Origin of the sequence: Sphingomonas sp. UBA978, from assembly GCF_002292295.1 — a bacterium.
GTDB lineage: Bacteria > Pseudomonadota > Alphaproteobacteria > Sphingomonadales > Sphingomonadaceae > Sphingomonas.
Window position 1 is genome coordinate 351393 of sequence record NZ_DBBS01000021.1, and the last position, 17033, is coordinate 368425.

Here is a 17033-nt window from a genome sequence, read left to right on the forward strand (position 1 = left end):
CTATGCCATCCCCCCATTGTGTTGATCGCGGTAGCGGATCAGCCCGTCGGTCAGCGCCTGCAAGCCATAATCGACATCCGCCGGCGCGCGCGCGAAGCCGATGCGGATATGGCCGGCTGCACCGAAATATTCCCCGGGTGCGACGATGACGCCGCAGCGATCGGCAAGCCATTCGGAAAAGCGCACGGTATCGTCGATCCCGACCAGCCGGGGAAAGGCGATGCAGCCGAAGGGCGGCAGCGTGCCGGTGACGAGGCCCCGTTCGCGCCAATGGGCATGGTAGGATTCCATGATCGGCCGCGCACGGCGCATCATGTCGGCGCGATAGTCCTCGAAGACGTCGGGATGTTCCAGCACCAGCGCGGCGACGGCGTGCGACAGGTTGGAGACGCTGAAATCGATCTCTTCCGCCAAGGCACGGATGCGCGCGATCGGCCCCGGCGCGGCGACGATCCAGCCGCAGCGCAAGGTGCTGAGGCCGTGCGATTTGGTGAGGCTGCTGATGCTGATGCAGGCGGGCGACAACTGGGCCGCAGGCGGTGGGCGACGGTCTGCATCGATGTAATCGCCGTAGACCTCATCGGCGACGACATGGATGCCGTGCGCCTCCGCCAGCGCGCCGATCGCGGCGAGGGTGTCGGCAGACAGGGCCATGCCTGAGGGGTTGTGGAGGTTGGACAGGACGATCAGGCGCGTGCGCGGGGTGATTTTGGCGGCCAGCGCGTCGAGGTCGATCGCGAAATCGTCGCCGTGGCGCTGGAAGCGGTCGACGCCATAGCCATAGGTTTCGGCGATCTTGTGGAACAGGTCGAAGCCGGGGTTTTCGACCAGCACCCGGTCGCCCGGTTCCAGCAGGGCGCGATAGATCAGCGACAGCGCGCCGGTCGCGCCGGTGGTGCAGACGATCCGCTCCGCCGGCACCGCATAATGCCGCGCGAGCTGCGCGACGACATAGGGGTTCCCGCTGGTGAAGGCGCTGGTGTAGCGTGAGGTGAGCGTCTCGCCGAACCCCTCGACCACGATCCGGCGCAGCTGCTCGACGGGTTCGGGGACCGAACTGTCGAACAGCCCGACCAGCAGATTGCGTTCGGAGCGGACGGCGCGGATCACCCGGCGGACCCAGTGCGAATAGGATTCGGCGATACCCGGCGAACCGGTCGGATCACCGACCGGTTCGGGGCACAGCCCGGGCGATCGTGTCACCGCAACTTGATCCGTGCGCCCGCGTAGAAACGCCGGCCGAGAATGTCGCCGTACGCGATCTGCGGATAGGACGGATCCTTGTCGGTGAGGTTGTCGACACCGAAGCGCAGCGCGATGCTGCCCAGATCGACCTGCGCCGACACGTCGTGGACGATGTTGCGGGCGAGCACGGGATTGGGCGTCGTCTCGATCGACACGTTCGCGCCCGCCGCGGTCCGGTCGCGATATTGCAGCTGGTAGGTCAGGCGCAGCGGTCCCTTGCTCCAGGCGGCGTTGAACCGCCCGACCCAGGTCGGCGACAGATAGGTGCCGTCGGTGCGGACGAAGGTGGTGCCGGTGACCGAGGTGGTGAGCAGGGTGTTGTGCGTCGCCGAGGCGGTCAGCTGCAACCGGCCGAGATCGCCCGCGCGCAGCAGGTCGCCGAGCGCGAACTGATAGTCGACCATGTAATTCTCGCCGCGATAGCGGATCACGCCGGCGTTGAAGGTGGTCGTGGTACCGGTCGCGATCGTGCCGCCGGGGCTGAGCCCGTCGCTGGTGGCGAGGCGGGTGAAGGCGCTGCACACGCCCGCCGCCGGGTTGGGATCGTCATAGCAGGCGGCGGCAAAATCCTGCGTCGTGAAGGCGGACAGGCCGTCCCGAAGGTCGATCTCGATCCGGTCGGCGCTGATCGTCAGGCCGGGGACGACGCGCGGCTGGAGCAGGATGCCATAGGTCCAGGTGTTGGAGATTTCGTTGCGCAAGCCGGAATTGCCGCCGGTCGTGACCGTGGCGCGGGCGAAATTCTCCGACGGGTTCTGGAAGCGGGCAAGACGGGCGGCGGGACTGAGGCCCGCCCCGGTGCCGTCCGCATCGACGCCATAGCCGGGATTGGCGGTGAACAGCGCGAGGCAGCTGGCGCGGCGCTGGGCGGGGTTGGGCCCGCTGGCGATCCGGTCGGCATCGCATGGATCGAAGCCGGTCGAGTTGAGCCCGCTCGCCGAGGGGGCGAGCAATTGCGTCAGCGTCGGCGCACGGAAGTTGCGGCTGCGCGACCCGCGCAGCGTCACGCCGGGCACGACCTCCCAGCGCAGGCCGAGATCCCAGACGTTCTCATGCCCCGCATAGCTGTTGTCGACATAGCGGAACGCGCCCTTCGCCTCGAGCAGGCGGACCAGCGGCAGCTGGAAATCCTTGCCGACCAGCGGGACGATCAGTTCGGCGGACAGTTCGTCGGTGTTGTAGCCGCCCGATTGCGCCACCTGGCGGACGCCGGTGCCGAAGCTGCCCGCGCGATTGGCGTCGAGCGGGTCGAAGCGCGCCTGTTCGTCGCGATGTTCGTAGGCGATGCTGAAATCGGCATTGCCCATCGGCAGCGTCGCGAGCGTGCCGCCCAGCGTGGCGAGCAGATCGGCCTGTTCGTTGGTCCAGTCGATTCCGGCGCGGGTGCTGACATAGTTGCGCGCGGCGGCGCTGACGTTGCCGTCGCCGAACGGGTTGATCGGCGCGCAAGCGGTGTCGTTGTTGCTGGGATTGGCATCGGCGTTGATCGCGCAGACGATCTGGCCGCCGCTCGACACCGCGTTGATCGCGTTCTGGAAGCGGCTGTTGACGACCTGCCAGCTGCGCTGCGCCCCCTCCACGCGGGCGTAGCTGCCGGCGATCGACCAGTAGAAGTTGCGGGCGCCGAGGTCGAAATCGCCCTCCAGCGCGAGCGCGGCGCGATAGGTGTCGGTGCGCGTGGTCTGGTCGTTGGCGGGCGTCAGGTCGTAGAAATATTTCGAGAGGTAGAGCGGCGCGCCGCCGGCGAAGGCGGCGTTGGCGCCGCCCAGCAGCGTGCGCGCCTGCGCCGTCAGATAGGGGTTGGCGATGGTGAAGGCGATCGGGCCGTTATACGCGCCGGCGTTGAGCGTGGTGTAGCTGTTGCCTTGCGGGATTTCGGTGCCGGTGGTGCGGGCATATAGCAATTCGGTCGAGACGCTGACGCGATCGGTCAAGTCGTAATGGCCGACCAGATTGGCGGTATAGCGCTCGACGCCGGTGCGCAGGCCGGCGAGCGCCTGATATTTGAAGCCGTCGCCACCCGCCGCAAAGGGAATGCCCTGCAACACGCCGGTGTTGTAGGGAATGACGCTGCCGTCGGGCGCGAATTGCAGCGCGTTGCCGCCGCTGCGCGCGAGGAACGGGCTGACCGGCGCGGGGCGGGTGAAGATCACGCCGTTGCTGTTGAACGGCCAGAAGGCGGCGTTGAAGATCTCCTTCACCGCCGGAATGCCGTCCGCCGGGCCGGTGTCGGCGGCGTTGCTGACGGTGAGCCGGCCGAGGTTGGAGAGCGGGCGTGCGCTGAACATCAGCGTCGGCGACTTCGAATAGCCGAGGTCGATCGCGACATTGCCGCGCCCGCCGGCGAAATTGACGCCCGCGGTGCCGCGCAGGCTGTGGGTCGCATAATCGCCGCGGCTCGAGATGCCGTTCTGCGCATCGAGCTCGATGCCGGAAAAGTCCTTCTTGACGATGTAGTTGACGACGCCGGCGATCGCGTCCGATCCGTAGACCGCCGCGCCGCCGCCCTGATAGACCTCGACCCGATCGAGCAGGCCCAGGGGAATGATATTGGCATCGACGAAGGCGTTGCCGACGCCGTCCGCCGACCCGATCCCCGATCCGGTCGTCACCATGCGGCGGCCGTTGAACAGCGTCAGCGTGCGGCCCGGCCCGAGGTTAAAGAGGTTGGGCGCCTGATAGCCGGGGCCGCTGGCGTTGCCGCTGCCGTCCGCCTGGTTGAGCACGGGCGCGTTCGATGGCAGGTTGTTGAGCGCATCGGCGGCGGTGATGAAGCCGCGGTCGGTGATCGACCGGGTGGTGATCTCCGCGACCGGGGCGGCATTGTCGAGCCCGGCGCGGCGGATGCGCGATCCGGTGACGACGATCGCCTCGTCCGTATCGGCGGCGGCATCGACGCTGGTGGCGATCGACTGGTCGGCGGGATCGGCGGTCTGCTGCGCGTAGGCCGGCATCGCGACCAGTGCGGCGAGCACCGCCGTCGATGCCATCAATCCCCGGATCGTGCCGTTCTGTGCGTGCTGCATGAAGCCCCCTTCTCGTCGCCTGTGCCGACCGGTGCGGCTGCTGCCGTCTGCGATCGATCCCTGCCGCCAAGGATAGCGTGGCGTGGCAGGGATTTTTCGGCGTTGATCGGGCCGGAGCGGGAGGTTCGGGTTCGAAATGGCGCGCGCTTGCCGCCTCCGTGCAAAATTTATGCGCCAGTCCCGAGGAAGTCAGCAAGCTCGTTACCGAAGCGGCGGGTTTCGCGCGGGTCCTCATACATCATATGGCCGCCGGCATAGCAGCGCAGCGTGAATCGGCGCGACAGGCCGTCTGGCAGAACGGCGACGGTGGCGGCATTGCTGGCGCAGCTGTTGAGCGAATCGTACAGGCCGGTGGCAACCCACACGCGCAGCGCGCGATCCTTTGCCATCGCGCGCTGGATCCACGGCTGCGACGCGCTCGGCGGGCCTTCGCCGGCCATCGCGCGGGCGAGCGAATCCTTCGTGACGGGCGACTGGTCGTAGCGCCACCCGCCGCCGACGTCGTCGGCGGGCGCATCGATCCCGGCATAGCGGCCTGCCGTATAGCCGAGCTGCGTGCGGTAATAAGCTAGCGCGACCGCGTCTTCGCCGGCGGTGTCGCTTGGGGTCGTTCGGCGCATGTCGAAGATGCCGAGCGTCTTGCCCTCCGCAGCCAGCAGGCGGGTGCGGAAGTCGCGGGGCGAAACCCACAGCGTCTTCGCATCGATCGTGGCGGGGTCGAGACCCTGATAGCGGGCGAGGCCGGCGACGACGGCCGTGCGCCGGGGCGCATCCAGCGCGGCGGGGTCGGCGAGGGCGGGGGCGTAGACGGTGTCGGCCCAGCGTTGTGCTGCGGCGAGGGTGCTTGCCTGATCGCGTTGCAGGTCGGGGGCCAGCTTGCCGAGCGCGAAGGCGGTGGCGGTACGGTTGACCAGCGACAGCGCGCGGCGGCGTTCGCCATGCCGTTCCTCGCCGAGCGGGATGCCGCCGGAGATCAGCGCGACGCCGGCGACGGGAATGCGCCGGTCGACCAGCGCTTCGGCGACGCCCGATGCGCGCCAGGTGCCGAAGCTTTCGCCGACGATGGCGAGCGGGCTGGCGGTGCGGCGATAGCGGATGCGGAAGTCGCGGACGAAGGCGGCGGTGGCGGCGATATCGGCGACGGTGCCGTAAAAGGCCTCCGCCTGCGCCGGGTCGGCGGCGCGGCTGAAGCCGGTGCCGACCGGATCGACGAAGACGAGGTCGGTACGGCCGAGCGGGCTGGCGGGATTGTCGGCGAGCGCACCGTCGCGGATCAGGCGCGGGCCGATCGCGTGGAAGTGGAGCGTACGCGAATCGGCACCGGGGCCGCCGTTCCAGACGAAGCTCAACGGCCGGCGCGGCCGCCCGGGGACGAGATAGGCGGTGTAGACGATCTGCGCGTCCGCCGTTCCGACGCGGACCGGGATCGCGCCGACGCAGGCGACATAGGCGAGGCGCTTGCCGGCGATCTGCGCGCTGTGCCGCGTCTCGACCGCGTCGGGTGCGCAGGTACGCGCCGCCGCGGGCGTCGCCACCGCCGCCAGAACCATGGCCGCCAACGCCGCTCGGATCATTGCGAATACTCCCTCGGCGTCATGGGTTAGCGGCGAACAGGCGGCATATTTATGCGCAATTGGCGGGGTGCGACCGATCGATCGGCAGGCGCGGCGGGTGGCGTGTCCGAAAGGACGCAAGATCTATGCGGCGCAGTTGGGCTAGGCTGGAACGCGACAGGGGGACGATGGTGACCGACGGGGTGACACGGCGCAACGTGCTGGCGGGGACCGCGGCCCTGCCGCTGGCGGCGCGTGGCGTAGCCGCGCCGGCGATGCTGCCGGACCGGGCGAGCTTCGCGGCGATGGCGGGGACCTATCTCGATTCGGGGACGATGCATCCGGTGCCGACCGGCGCGCGCGATGCGGCCCGGGCCTATCTCGACCAGCGTGCGACGATGGACGGCTATTTCCCGACCGACGCGGTCGAGGGGCGGGTGAAGGCGCAATTCGCGCGGCTCATCAACGCGACGCCCGAAGAGATCGCCTTCGTCCAGAGCACCACCGCGGGCGAGCAGGCGATCATCGATGCGCTCGGCTTCCCGCGGGAAAAGGGGCGGATCGTCACCGACACGCTGCACTTCTTCGGGTCCTTCTACCTTTATGAGGAGCTGGCGAAACAGGGGGTGGAGGTCGTCTGGCTGCGGCCGCGCGGGAACCGGATCGCGATCGACGATATCGAACGCGCGATCGTGCCGGGAACGCGGCTGGTCGCGCTGTCGCTGGTGTCGACCCACAATGGCTTCGAGCACGACCTGAAGCGGGTGTGCGAGATCGCGCATGCGAAGGGCGCTTTGGTCTATGCCGATATCATCCACGCCGCCGGCGCGGTGCCGATCGACGTGCGTGCGAGCAACGTCGATTTTGCCGCCTGCGCCAGCTACAAGTGGCTGATGGGGGATTTCGGGCTGGGCTTCCTCTACGTCCGCGCCGACCTGCACGACCGGCTGCGACGGACGCGCTACGGCTATTACCAGCTCGGCGGGTTCGACCCGCATGTCTATCCGTTCGATCCGCCGGCGACTAAGGCGGATTACCGCATCGCCGACGTGACGCCGCGCACCGATATGGAGGGACTGTTCGCGGGCGGTACGCATGCGCATGTGGTGTCGGCGATGCTCGACTGGTCGCTTGGCCATATCCTGGCGCTGGGTGTCGATCGCATCACCGCCTATCGGCAGCCGCTGCTGCGCCGCCTGCATGCCGGGCTCGCGAGCCGTGGCTATAGCGTGGTGACGCCGTCCAACAGCCGGACGCCGCTCGTCACCTGTGTGCTGGAGGGCGCGCGGGAGCGGCTCGCCGCGCCGCTCAAGGCGGCGAAGGTTCAGATCACGCTGGCGCGCAACCGCTTCCGCGTCAGCCCGTCGGTGTTCAACACGATGGACGATATCGAGCGCCTGCTCGCCGCGCTGCCCCGCGCGTGACCTCCGAACGAAAGTCCCTGCCGATGCGCCGTCTCGCCCTTTTCGCTGCGCTGTTGCTCACGCCCGCCGCGCTCCATGCGCAGGACGAGGGCGAGGCGCCGATGTCGCCCGCCTTCCTGCGCGCGATGGAGCCGATGGTGCCGCGCGATACGGCGAGCGCGCGGGTGGTGACGACGCGGCACCGGATCACGCTGGGCGGCAAGCCCTTCGCCTATCGCGCGATCGTCAGCGAACAGCCAATGCCGGGGCCGGATGGAACGCCGGTCGCGGTCGGGGTGAGCTATGCCTATGTCGCGGACGCGCCGCGCGGCGGGGCGACCCGGCCGGTGCTGTTCGTGTTCAACGGCGGTCCCGGCGCATCTTCGTCGCCGCTGCATATGCAGGCGTTCGGGCCGCGCCGGATCGTCGGCAGCGGCGATGCCGGGCATCTCGAGGACAATCGCTTCACCTTGCTCGACGTCGCCGATCTGGTGTTCATCGATCCGGTCGGCACCGGTGCGTCGATGCCGGTCAGGGGCAAGGATGCGTCCGCCTATTTCGGTGTCGGCGGCGATGCGCGCGGCGTCGCGGCGATGATCGCGCACTGGCTGGCGGCGAACGGGCGGACGGGATCGCCGGTGCTGCTGGTCGGCGAAAGCTATGGCACGGCGCGGGCGCTGGCGATCCTCAACGAGACGATGCAAGCGAAGACGGCGCAGGCGAAGACGGCGCTGCCCGACGGCGTCGTGCTGCTGTCGCTGGCGATCGGCGACAGCGACGGGCCGGTGGTGTCGGACGTGGTGCTGTTCCCGACGCTGGCGGCGGTGGCGTGGTATCACGGGGCGGTCGATCGTGGCGGCAGGAGCGTCGCGCAATGGTATGACGAGGCGCTGCATTTCGCGCAGACTGATTATGCCGCGGCGCTGATGCAGGGACCGGCGCTGCCGCCGGTGGAGAAGCAGCGGGTCGCGGCGCGGATGGCGGCGCTGACCGGCCTGCCGGCGGCGACGATCGCGGCGAAGGATTTGCGGCTGGAGCGGCGCGACTTCATGCTCGGGCTGCTCGCGGCGAAGGGGCTGCGCACGGGGCAGCTCGACGGGCGCGCGACGCGGGCGATCGCCGACAGCCGGCTGCGCCCGCCGTTCGACGATCCGTCGATGTCGCTGGGATCGGGCACGGCGACGGTGATCGAGACCTATCTGAAGCAGGAGCTCGGCTATCCGCTGCCGGGCGCGTATCGCAGCCTGAACCTCGGCATCAACTTCGCGTGGAACTGGGACAAGGCCTATGGCGGCAGCTATCGCGCGATGGCGTTCGCGCCCTATCTGAAGGCGGCGATGGCGGCGAAGCCGACGCTGCGGGCGTTCGCCGCGGGCGGCTATTACGACATCACCACGCCGGTCTATGCCGGCCAGTTCGCGATCGAGCAGCATGGCGTACCGGCGGATCGCGTGGCGTTCCACCGCTATGCCGCGGGTCATTCCGCGTTCGAGGATGCCGGCGCACTGGCAGCGCTGAGCGGCGACCTGCACCGGTTCGTGGCGGAGGTCGTCGCGGGGCGGTGACGCTCAGAATTCGTCCATCGCGTCGTGCGCCGGGCCGGCGCCGGCCGCTTTGGGCATGGCCTTGGGCAGCGTCAGTTTGGGCGCGGCGGCGAAGGGCGTCACTCCGAACGCCGGGTAGATGTCCGACGGAAAGTAGAGCGTGCCGTCCTTCACCACCATCGCGATACGATGGAGTTCGCGCAGGTCGCGGGTGGGATCGCCGGGCAGCAGGATGAAATCGGCGAGCTTCCCCCGCGCGATCGAGCCGAGCTGCTGGTCGTGGCCCATATATTGCTCGGGCGCGAGCGTCGCCAACCGCAGCACTTCGGGGACGGGAATGCCCGCCTCGGCATAAATCTGCAGCTCGCGATGGACCGACAGGCCGGTCTGGTCGTCGGTGCCGGGCAACAGGCGGATGCCGCGGTCGTGAAGCAGTTTCAGCACCTGCTTCACCTTCGCCATCGCGCCGTCATAGGCGGCGGCGTCGGCAGGACCGGCGATCGGCGCGATTGCCTGGCGACGGCGGCGCTGCAGGCCGATCGGCAGATGGCTGATATAGTCGGCGACCGCCGGATTGGCCGCGCCGTCGCGGCCACCCATCAGCAGCTCGAGCGTCACTGCGGTCGGATCGTGCGCGATATGGGCCGCGGCCATGCGGTCGATCGTCCGCTGCACCCGCGGCGTGGCGAGGTCGAGCGTCGCGGTGCGCTTCATCGCGGTCAGCCGCAGCGGCGTGCGCGTGTCCTCCTTCGGATCGAGCACCCAGCCGAGCATCAGCTGGTTGACGTGCGTCACCTCGTCATAGCCCGCGGCGATCATCGCATCGGCATTGGTGAAGGCGGGGATATGGCCGGTCACGGTCATCCCCAGCCGATGCGCCTCGCGCGTGATCGCCGGCACCCAGGCGGGATTCATGCTGTTGTAGATCTTGACCTGTCCATAGCCGCGGGCGGCATACCAGCGCACCGCGTCGAGCGCCGCCGCCTCGCTGTCGGCGACGATGCCAAGCCGCGCGGAATAGGGGCTGCGCCCTTCGAGGAAGCCGTTGGCGGTGATGCGCGGACCGGCGACCTCACCCGCGGCGATGCGGCGGACGAGGTCGGGCAGGAAGGCATTGTCGTTGCCCATGTCGCGCACCGAGGTGACGCCGGCGGCGAGGTAGAGCAAAGCGGATTCGAGGCTGACATGCGCGTGCATGTCGTGGAGACCGGGCATCAGCGTGCCACCCGCGCCGTCGATCGACGCTTCGCCGGGGGAGGCGACGGCATCCGGCGGCTGGATGCCGGTGATGCGGCCGTCGGCGAACACCACCGACACCGGATCGCCGCGCGTGCCGGTGACGGGATCGAACACGCGGACGTTGCGGATGCGCACCGGCGCGTCGATCCGGTGGGCGAAGCGCTGTTGGAGCGCGGCATAGCGCTGCGCGGTCAGGCGGGTCGCAAGCGCGGCGAGTGCCGGCACCTCGCCTTCATGCCCCTCGCGCACCGTCGCGCCGCCGGTGTCGAGTACGGCGAACAGCGCATCGTCCTTGTCCAGCAGGATGAGGTCGGGCGACAGGTCGATGCCGCTGATCGCAAAGGCGCGATAGTCGACGCCGCCGATCGTCGCGGGGCCGAGCGGATCGAGGCGCAATCGTCCGCCGGGCAGCGCGGGCAGCGTCGCGCCTGGCGCCTTGAGCAGCGCGCGCGCATAGAGGCCGAGCGCCCAGGGGCTCGCCGATTGGCCGATATAGAGCGCGGTGCCGCGTGCGGGTGCGGTGCGGGCGCCCATCGCGTCGGTCCAGCGCGCGGTGCCGCCGTCGCGGACTAAGCGTTCGTGAACGTCGCCGCCGAACGTCGCCTTGCCGTCGAGCGTCCAGCGCTGCGGCAGGCCGTCCGCGCCGAGTTCGATCGTCTCGTCCATCGTCGGGCCGCGGCCGTTGTTCTTGACGTCGTAATGGATCGCGACATGGTCGTGGTCGCGGACCGCATCGACGCTGCCGACTTTCTCGCCATTGGCGATCACCGACAGGCGTTCGTGGCTTGCGACCGGGACGGGCGCGGCGGAGGCGAGCAGGGCGGCGAGGATGAGCATCAGCGACGCGAACTCCGATAGAGGTGTGCGGCGGCGGCGAGGTCCTGCACCGCATGGCCGAGCGATTTGTAGAGGGTGATGTCTGCAGGCCCGGTGCGGCCGCGGACGCGGCCGAGCAGCACCGCGCCGATCTCCGCGACGATATGGTCGTCGGTGACGAGGCCGGCGTCGCGCGCGACGAGGAATTCGGCGGCGGCATCGCGCGCGGAGGCGGTGCTGTCGGCGATATAGCGGCTCTTCACCACCAGCGCGCTGTCGACCTCGACCGGGCCGGGGCCGCTCGAACCGACGAGGTTGACGTGGGTGCCGGTCCGCACCCAATCGCCTAGGATCACCGGTTCGGCCGCGGCGGTGAGCGTGCAGATCACGTCGGCGGCGCGGGTGGCGGCTTCGAGGTCGTCGGCGCGTTCGCAGGGGAGGTGGGGGAAGGCGGCGACCAACGCATCGACCCTGGCCGGCGTGCGGCCCCAGATCAGCACGCGATCGAAGCGGCGCACCAACGGCAGCGCATGGAGGTGAGTATGTGCCTGCCCGCCGGTGCCGACGATCAGCAGCGTGGTCGCATCGGCGCGGGCGAGCGCGTCGGTGGCGACCGCGGTGGCGGCGGCGGTGCGGATATGCGTGATCTCCTCCGCATCGGCGATCGCGACGGGGCGGCCTTCCGTGGGTTCGAACAGCACGACGAGGCCGCGGTGGCGGCGCTTGCCCGGTGCCAGCGGGTCGGCGAAGACGCTGATCGTCTTGGTGCCGAACATGTCCTGCTCGCCGAGCGCGCCGGGCATCTGCGCGAAGGTGCGCCCCGGACCGAGCGACAGCATGGTGCGCAGCAGCTGGCGGGTGGTGCCGGCGGACAGCGCCGCCATCGCGTCCCGCACGACACGGATGCAATCGGGATAGGACAGGCCGGCGCGCACCGCGGCGCTGTCGAAGATCGCGAGGTCGTCGCGCGTCATGTCCCGTTCTCCGCCGGCGTGTCCGGCGGACAGCCTAACCCGGTGGTGCCGCAAAAGCTTGTCGATCGGGTGCGTCCGTGGTGGAATGGCCGCAAGTCCAATCCCCATTTTGCCGGAACGGTGCATAAACATGGCTGACGCCCTCGACCGCCTCGACCTCAAGATCCTCGACAGGCTGCAGATCGACGCCTCCGAATCGTCGAGTGAGATCGCCGATCGCGTCGGCCTGTCGCAATCGCCGTGCTGGCGGCGGATGCAGCGGCTGAAGGAGGAGGGCTATATCAAGGCGCAGGTCGCGGTGCTCGACCGCGACAAGTTCGGCGAGAGCATGTATATCTTCGCGCAGCTCAAGATGGGGCGGCTGAGCGACGAGGCGCGCAACCGCTTCCTGCGCGCGGTGGATGAGATCCCGGAGATCACCGAGGCGTATACCCTGTTCGGCGAGATGGACGTGATGCTGAAGGTGCTGGCGCCGAGCATGGGCTGGTATCAGAATTTTACCTTCCGCACGCTGCTGCGCCTGCCGGGGGTCGAGGACATCCGCTCGATCGCGACTCTGTCGGAGATGAAATGCACGCACCGGCTGCCGCTGCCGACGGCGTGATCGTCTGCATCCGCATAAGCTATGCGCGCGATAGCCTTTCGGCGGGCGCATCCGGCAGAAATGCGCGACCATGTCCGGCTAGGCTGATCGCCTGAACGAGGGAGGCATCATGACCCGCCGCATGTCGCGCATCTATCCGGCGATGGCGTCGCTGCTCTTGGCGACGGGGGCGGCCGTCCCCGCAACCGGCGACGGCCCGTGCCTCGTGATCCGGCTTGCCCCCGGTGCGCCCGATGCGGCGCAGCATGTCCCGTTCGTCGATGTGACGCTGATCGCGCAGGATATGCACGTGGCGGCGGGCGAGCCGCTGTTCGAACTGCCGATGGTCGCCAACACCGTCGTCACCAGCGGCAAGGATCTGCAAGGGATCGCGCTGTCCGATGCCACCGGGCCGATCGCCGTGACGACGCAGGACACGGCGGAGGACGGGTCGAACGGCACGCGGCGGTGGCGCGCGATGCGCGCGGTCGATGGTGTCGTCACCCTGCGCTATCGCGTGCCGATCGACGCCGCCGCGCCGCCGCTGGCGCTGCCGCAATATGAGATGCGGACCGAGGGCGGCACCTTCTCCGCTGCGGGTAATGCTTTCCTGCTGCTGCCGACCGACACGCGCCCGCGCCGGGTCGCGGTGGATTGGGATTTCGCTGGCTATCGGGCTGGCGGCAGGGGCGTGTCGAGCTTCGGCGTGGGCGATGTGACGACCCTGGCGGCGATCCCCGCGCAGCAGCTCGCGTCCGCTTATTACATGGGTGGGCGTCCTGGGGTGGCGGGGCCGGAGCAGGACGGCTTCTTCGCGGCCTGGCAGGGCCAGCCGCCGTTCGCGATGGCGCCGCTGATGACCTGGGCCGGGGCGCTGCACCGCTTCTACGGCACATTCTTCGGTTATACGCCGCCCCGCTTCGGCGTGTTCGGGCGGACCAACACGCGCAATCCGGGCAGCGGCATCGGGCTGACCGACAGCTTCGCCTATACCTTCAACCAGACCTCGACACCGGACGACCTGCGGACGCTGCTCGCGCACGAGATGCTGCATAGCTGGGTCAATTCGCTCGACGGGTCGATGGACGGCGCGGGCGGGCTCGACCGGTCGTGGTTCGGCGAGGGGCTGGCGGTGCATTACCAGCGAGCGCTGCCGTATCGCGCCGGCATGATCTCCGCCGACGATTTCCTGAAGGATCTCAACGAGACGGCGGGGCGCTATTACACCAATATCAAGATCGCGACGCCCAATGCCGCGATCCCCGACGGCTTCTGGCGCGATACGCGGGTGCGGGTGCTGCCCTATGACCGCGGCTCCCTGTATTTCGAGACGGTGGATGCGCAGATCCGGGCGCGGTCGGGGGACAGGCGTTCGCTCGACGATATCGTCCGCGCGATGCTGCAGACGCGTCGCGCCGGGGGCGCAATGAACGAGGCGCTGTACCGGTCGCTGCTGCGGGCGGAGCTTGGCGGCAAGGGGATCGCCGACCTGGATGCGATGCTCGCCGGTGCGACGGTGCTGCCGCCGTCGGACGCCTATGGCCCGCGCTTCCGCCGGGTGACGCGGCCGCTGCGGCGCTACGATCTGGGGTTCGACATGGCGTCGCTACAGACGAAGCCGAAGATCGTGCGCGGGCTAGTCGCCGGGTCGAACGCCGCCGTGGCGGGGCTGCGCGACGGCGACGAGATCCTCAACGGCTTCCCGCAGGACGCGCTGCAGGGCGACCAGCAGGCCTATGTGACGCTGGACGTCAGGCGGGCGGGGCGGACGGTACAGCTGCGCTACCAGCCGCGCGGGGAGGTCGTGGATGCGTATCAGTGGGTGGCGGTGGAGTGACATGACGCCCTGTGGTGGCCGTCGGTGTTGCGCATCCCGGCTCCGTCGATCGCCATCCGTGCGGGCGCGCCGCCGATCGCACTACGTTAAACGCCCTATGGGGCTGTGCGGGGAAATCATCGATCCTCGGTGACATGAGCATGCCGAACCGCGGAGCGAAAGTCCTGGGCAGGTCCCGTTGGCGTCAATGGTTTCCGGTGGCGGCGGGGGGCGTCGCGCTTCTGTCCGGTCCGGTCGGTGCGGCCGGCCAGGCGCAAGGCGTTACCGAAGACGGTACCGCGTTGCGCCGGGCCGTCGTCCTGCCGATGACGGCATTGCCGATTGCGGCGACGATCAAGGTCGGCAGGACGGCGGATTGGGTGACCATTACCGCGGACAGGGTTTGGGTCGGCAGCACGGGGCCGAACGCCGTGAACGCGATCGACCCCCGCACCAATGCCGTGTTCTCCGTCGCGCTGCCGGGCCGCCCGTGCGCCGGGCTGGCCGCCGACCGGCAGAGCGTCTGGGTCCCCCTGTGCGGCGAGACCCCGCAACTGGCCAGGGTCGATCGCAGGACCCGGCGCATCAGCGGGGTGTTTCCCGTCGGGCCGCCTGCCGGCGAAGGCGGCATCGCCATCGGTGCGGGGAGCATCTGGCTCGTGACCGACAGGGCGGGGTCGCTGGCACGTATCGATCCCGTGTCCGGCGCGGTCGTGCGCGTCATCCAGCTGCCCGCGGGATCGTACAATCCGGTATTCGCCGGCGGGATGCTCTGGGTTACCCGCGTGGACGGCGCCGAGGTGTCGGTCGTCGATCCCGCGACGAACACGGTCGTGTCCAGCGTACCCGTAGGCCCGAACCCGCGTTTTACGGCCGCGGGCGCCGGGGCGGTGTGGACGCTGAACCAAGGCGACGGCACACTCAGCCGCATCGACACGACACGCCGCGCGGCGACGGTGCAGCCGCTCGAGACGGCCGGTCGTGGTGGCGATGTGGCCGTTCAGGATGGACGCGTCTGGACGACGATGATGAAGACGCCGCTGACGGTGAGCGACGCGCGCACGGGCATGCCGTTATGCCAGTGGAAGGGGGAGGGCGGCGATTCGCTGAACGTCGGCCATGGCGCGGTGTGGCTCACCAATCTGCGCGCCGGCACCGTGTCGCGAATTCCGCTGAAGACGCTGCCGGCGGATTGCACATCGCGCCGATAGCGTGCGACACCGGCCGTGCGCACGCCACCATGCCCATCACGGAACGACCGACACGCATGACGGACGCGACCATCGAAGCCGCAGAAGCGGCCCTTGCCCGGGGCGATGCCGCGCACGCCGCCACGCTCGCCATGGCCCTGTGTCGGCAGCGGCCGGATATCCCCGACGGATGGTATCTGCTCGGTCTGGCCGAAGCCGCGGCCGGCCGCATCGCGCGTGCGCTGCCGCTGGTACAGCGGGCGGTCACCGCAGCGCCGACGCCGCAGCGGCTCGCGCAATATGCGCGGCTGCTGAGCCTCGGGCGGCGTGACGGGGAGGCGGGCCGCACCGCCCGCGCCGCGCTGGCGCTCGGTCCGGAGGATGCGTACAGCCTCGACACGATCGGCTGCGTGCTGGCGCGGCTCGGCGATCACGAAGGGTCGTTCGGCGCGTTCGCGGCGGCCGTCGATCGCGCCCCGTCCGACACGGGTTTCCGCTTCAACCTGGCGGCCGCCTGCGGATTCACGGGACGCGTTGCGGAGGCGCAGGCGCATTATGAAGCGTTGCTCGCCCGGGAGCCGGGCCATGCCCGCGCGCATTATGCCCTGGCGATCGCGAAGCGCCACACCGCGACCGACAACCATGTCGACAGGCTGGAGGCGGTGCTGGCCGGGACGACGGACATGCTCGACCAGATGCGCTTGCGCTATGCACTCGCGAAGGAACTGGAGGATATGGGCCGCGACGCCGCGGCCTATACGCACCTCGCCACCGCCAACAGCGCGCGCAAGCAGCATCTCGGCTATGATTTCGCGACGGATGCGGCGCTGTTCGACGCGATCGAAACCGCATTTGCGACGGATGGCCTGCGCGGAGCGGGGCTCGCCGGGCCGGCCCCCATCTTCGTGGTCGGCATGCCGCGGACCGGGACCACATTGGTCGATCGTATCCTGTCCTCCCACCCGGAGGTGGGGTCGGCCGGCGAATTGCAGGCGATGCCGCTGGCGGTGAAAGAGGCGGCCGGCACCCGATCGCGGATCGTGGTCGATGCCGCCACGATCCGCGCGTCGCTGGGGGCCGACCCGGCCGTGCTCGGCGCGCGCTATATGGAACGCGCGACGCCGCATCGGCCCGAGGGCAAGGCGCGCTTCGTCGACAAGTTGCCCGCGAACATCCTCTACGTCGGCCACATCCTTCACGCCCTGCCGCAGGCGCGCGTCATATGCCTCCGCCGCCATCCGATGGATACGGTATGGAGCAATTACAAAAACCTGTTCGCGCTCAGCTCGGCCTATTATTTCTACTCCAACGACCTGATGGATACGGCGCGATACTTCGCCCGCTTCGACCGGTTGATGGCCTTCTGGCAGCGCCGCTTCCCCGGCCGCATCCTCGAACTCGGCTATGAGGCGCTCGTCGCCGATCAGGAGGGCGAGACGCGACGGCTGCTGGATCACTGCGGCCTCGGCTGGGACGCGCGGACGCTCGCCTTTCACGAAAACCAGGCCGCGGTCGCGACGCCGAGCGCGGCGCAGGTCCGCCGACCGATCAATGCCGACGCGGTCGGCCGCTGGCAGGTCCATGCCGAGGCGATGGCGCCGGTCCGCCGCTTCTTCGAAACGCAGGGCATCGCCGTGGACTGAA

The 17033-nt window shown here is 69.3% G+C and carries 11 protein-coding genes; 6 read left to right on the forward strand and 5 right to left on the reverse strand.

What is annotated here, in order from left to right; all coding sequences use genetic code 11:
- From B2515_RS16725 to B2515_RS16735, 3 genes are all read right to left on the reverse strand, one after another.
- Positions 1 to 1203 carry a pyridoxal phosphate-dependent aminotransferase gene (locus tag B2515_RS16725; RefSeq protein WP_293878272.1) on the reverse strand — a complete coding sequence of 401 codons (1203 nt, stop codon included), beginning with the start codon at positions 1201 to 1203 and terminating at the stop codon, positions 1 to 3.
- Positions 1200 to 4271 (reverse strand): TonB-dependent receptor plug domain-containing protein, encoded by a 3072-nt coding sequence (locus tag B2515_RS16730; RefSeq protein ID WP_293878274.1) that lies wholly within the window; start codon positions 4269 to 4271, stop codon positions 1200 to 1202. Before B2515_RS16730 ends, B2515_RS16725 begins: the two co-directional genes overlap by 4 nt.
- A gap of 167 nt (positions 4272 to 4438) precedes the next feature.
- A complete protein-coding gene (locus B2515_RS16735) occupies positions 4439 to 5821 on the reverse strand; it encodes a S10 family serine carboxypeptidase-like protein (RefSeq protein WP_293878518.1) in 1383 nt (460 codons plus the stop codon).
- 149 nt (positions 5822 to 5970) lie between these two features.
- Here B2515_RS16735 and B2515_RS16740 point away from each other — a divergent pair, with 149 nt between their 5' ends.
- The gene (locus B2515_RS16740) at positions 5971 to 7248 is read left to right on the forward strand and encodes an aminotransferase class V-fold PLP-dependent enzyme (protein ID WP_293878276.1); all 1278 of its coding nucleotides are present in this window, start codon (positions 5971 to 5973) and stop codon (positions 7246 to 7248) included.
- A 23-nt stretch (positions 7249 to 7271) separates the two neighbouring features.
- Positions 7272 to 8792, forward strand: a complete 1521-nt coding sequence (locus B2515_RS16745) for a S10 family serine carboxypeptidase-like protein (RefSeq protein ID WP_293878278.1) — start codon at positions 7272 to 7274, stop codon at positions 8790 to 8792.
- Between the two features lie 3 nt (positions 8793 to 8795).
- Here the strand turns inward: B2515_RS16745 and B2515_RS16750 are convergent, their stop codons facing one another.
- Entirely contained in the window at positions 8796 to 10847 is a 2052-nt protein-coding gene (locus B2515_RS16750) for an amidohydrolase family protein (RefSeq protein WP_293878280.1), read from the reverse strand.
- A complete protein-coding gene (locus tag B2515_RS16755) occupies positions 10847 to 11800 on the reverse strand; it encodes an ornithine cyclodeaminase family protein (protein ID WP_293878282.1) in 954 nt (317 codons plus the stop codon). The genes B2515_RS16750 and B2515_RS16755 overlap by 1 nt, the downstream gene beginning before the upstream one ends.
- A gap of 130 nt (positions 11801 to 11930) precedes the next feature.
- Here B2515_RS16755 and B2515_RS16760 point away from each other — a divergent pair, with 130 nt between their 5' ends.
- From B2515_RS16760 to B2515_RS16775, 4 genes are all read left to right on the forward strand, one after another.
- On the forward strand, positions 11931 to 12404 hold the full coding sequence (locus tag B2515_RS16760) for an Lrp/AsnC family transcriptional regulator (RefSeq protein WP_293878284.1): 474 nt from the start codon (positions 11931 to 11933) through the stop codon (positions 12402 to 12404).
- Positions 12405 to 12513: 109 nt separating this feature from the next.
- On the forward strand, positions 12514 to 14220 hold the full coding sequence (locus B2515_RS16765) for a peptidase M61 (protein ID WP_293878286.1): 1707 nt from the start codon (positions 12514 to 12516) through the stop codon (positions 14218 to 14220).
- Between the two features lie 134 nt (positions 14221 to 14354).
- A complete protein-coding gene (locus B2515_RS16770; RefSeq protein ID WP_293878288.1) occupies positions 14355 to 15410 on the forward strand; it encodes a hypothetical protein in 1056 nt (351 codons plus the stop codon).
- 56 nt (positions 15411 to 15466) lie between these two features.
- On the forward strand, positions 15467 to 17032 hold the full coding sequence (locus tag B2515_RS16775; protein WP_293878290.1) for a tetratricopeptide repeat-containing sulfotransferase family protein: 1566 nt from the start codon (positions 15467 to 15469) through the stop codon (positions 17030 to 17032).
- The last annotated feature ends 1 nt before the right edge of the window (position 17033 follow it).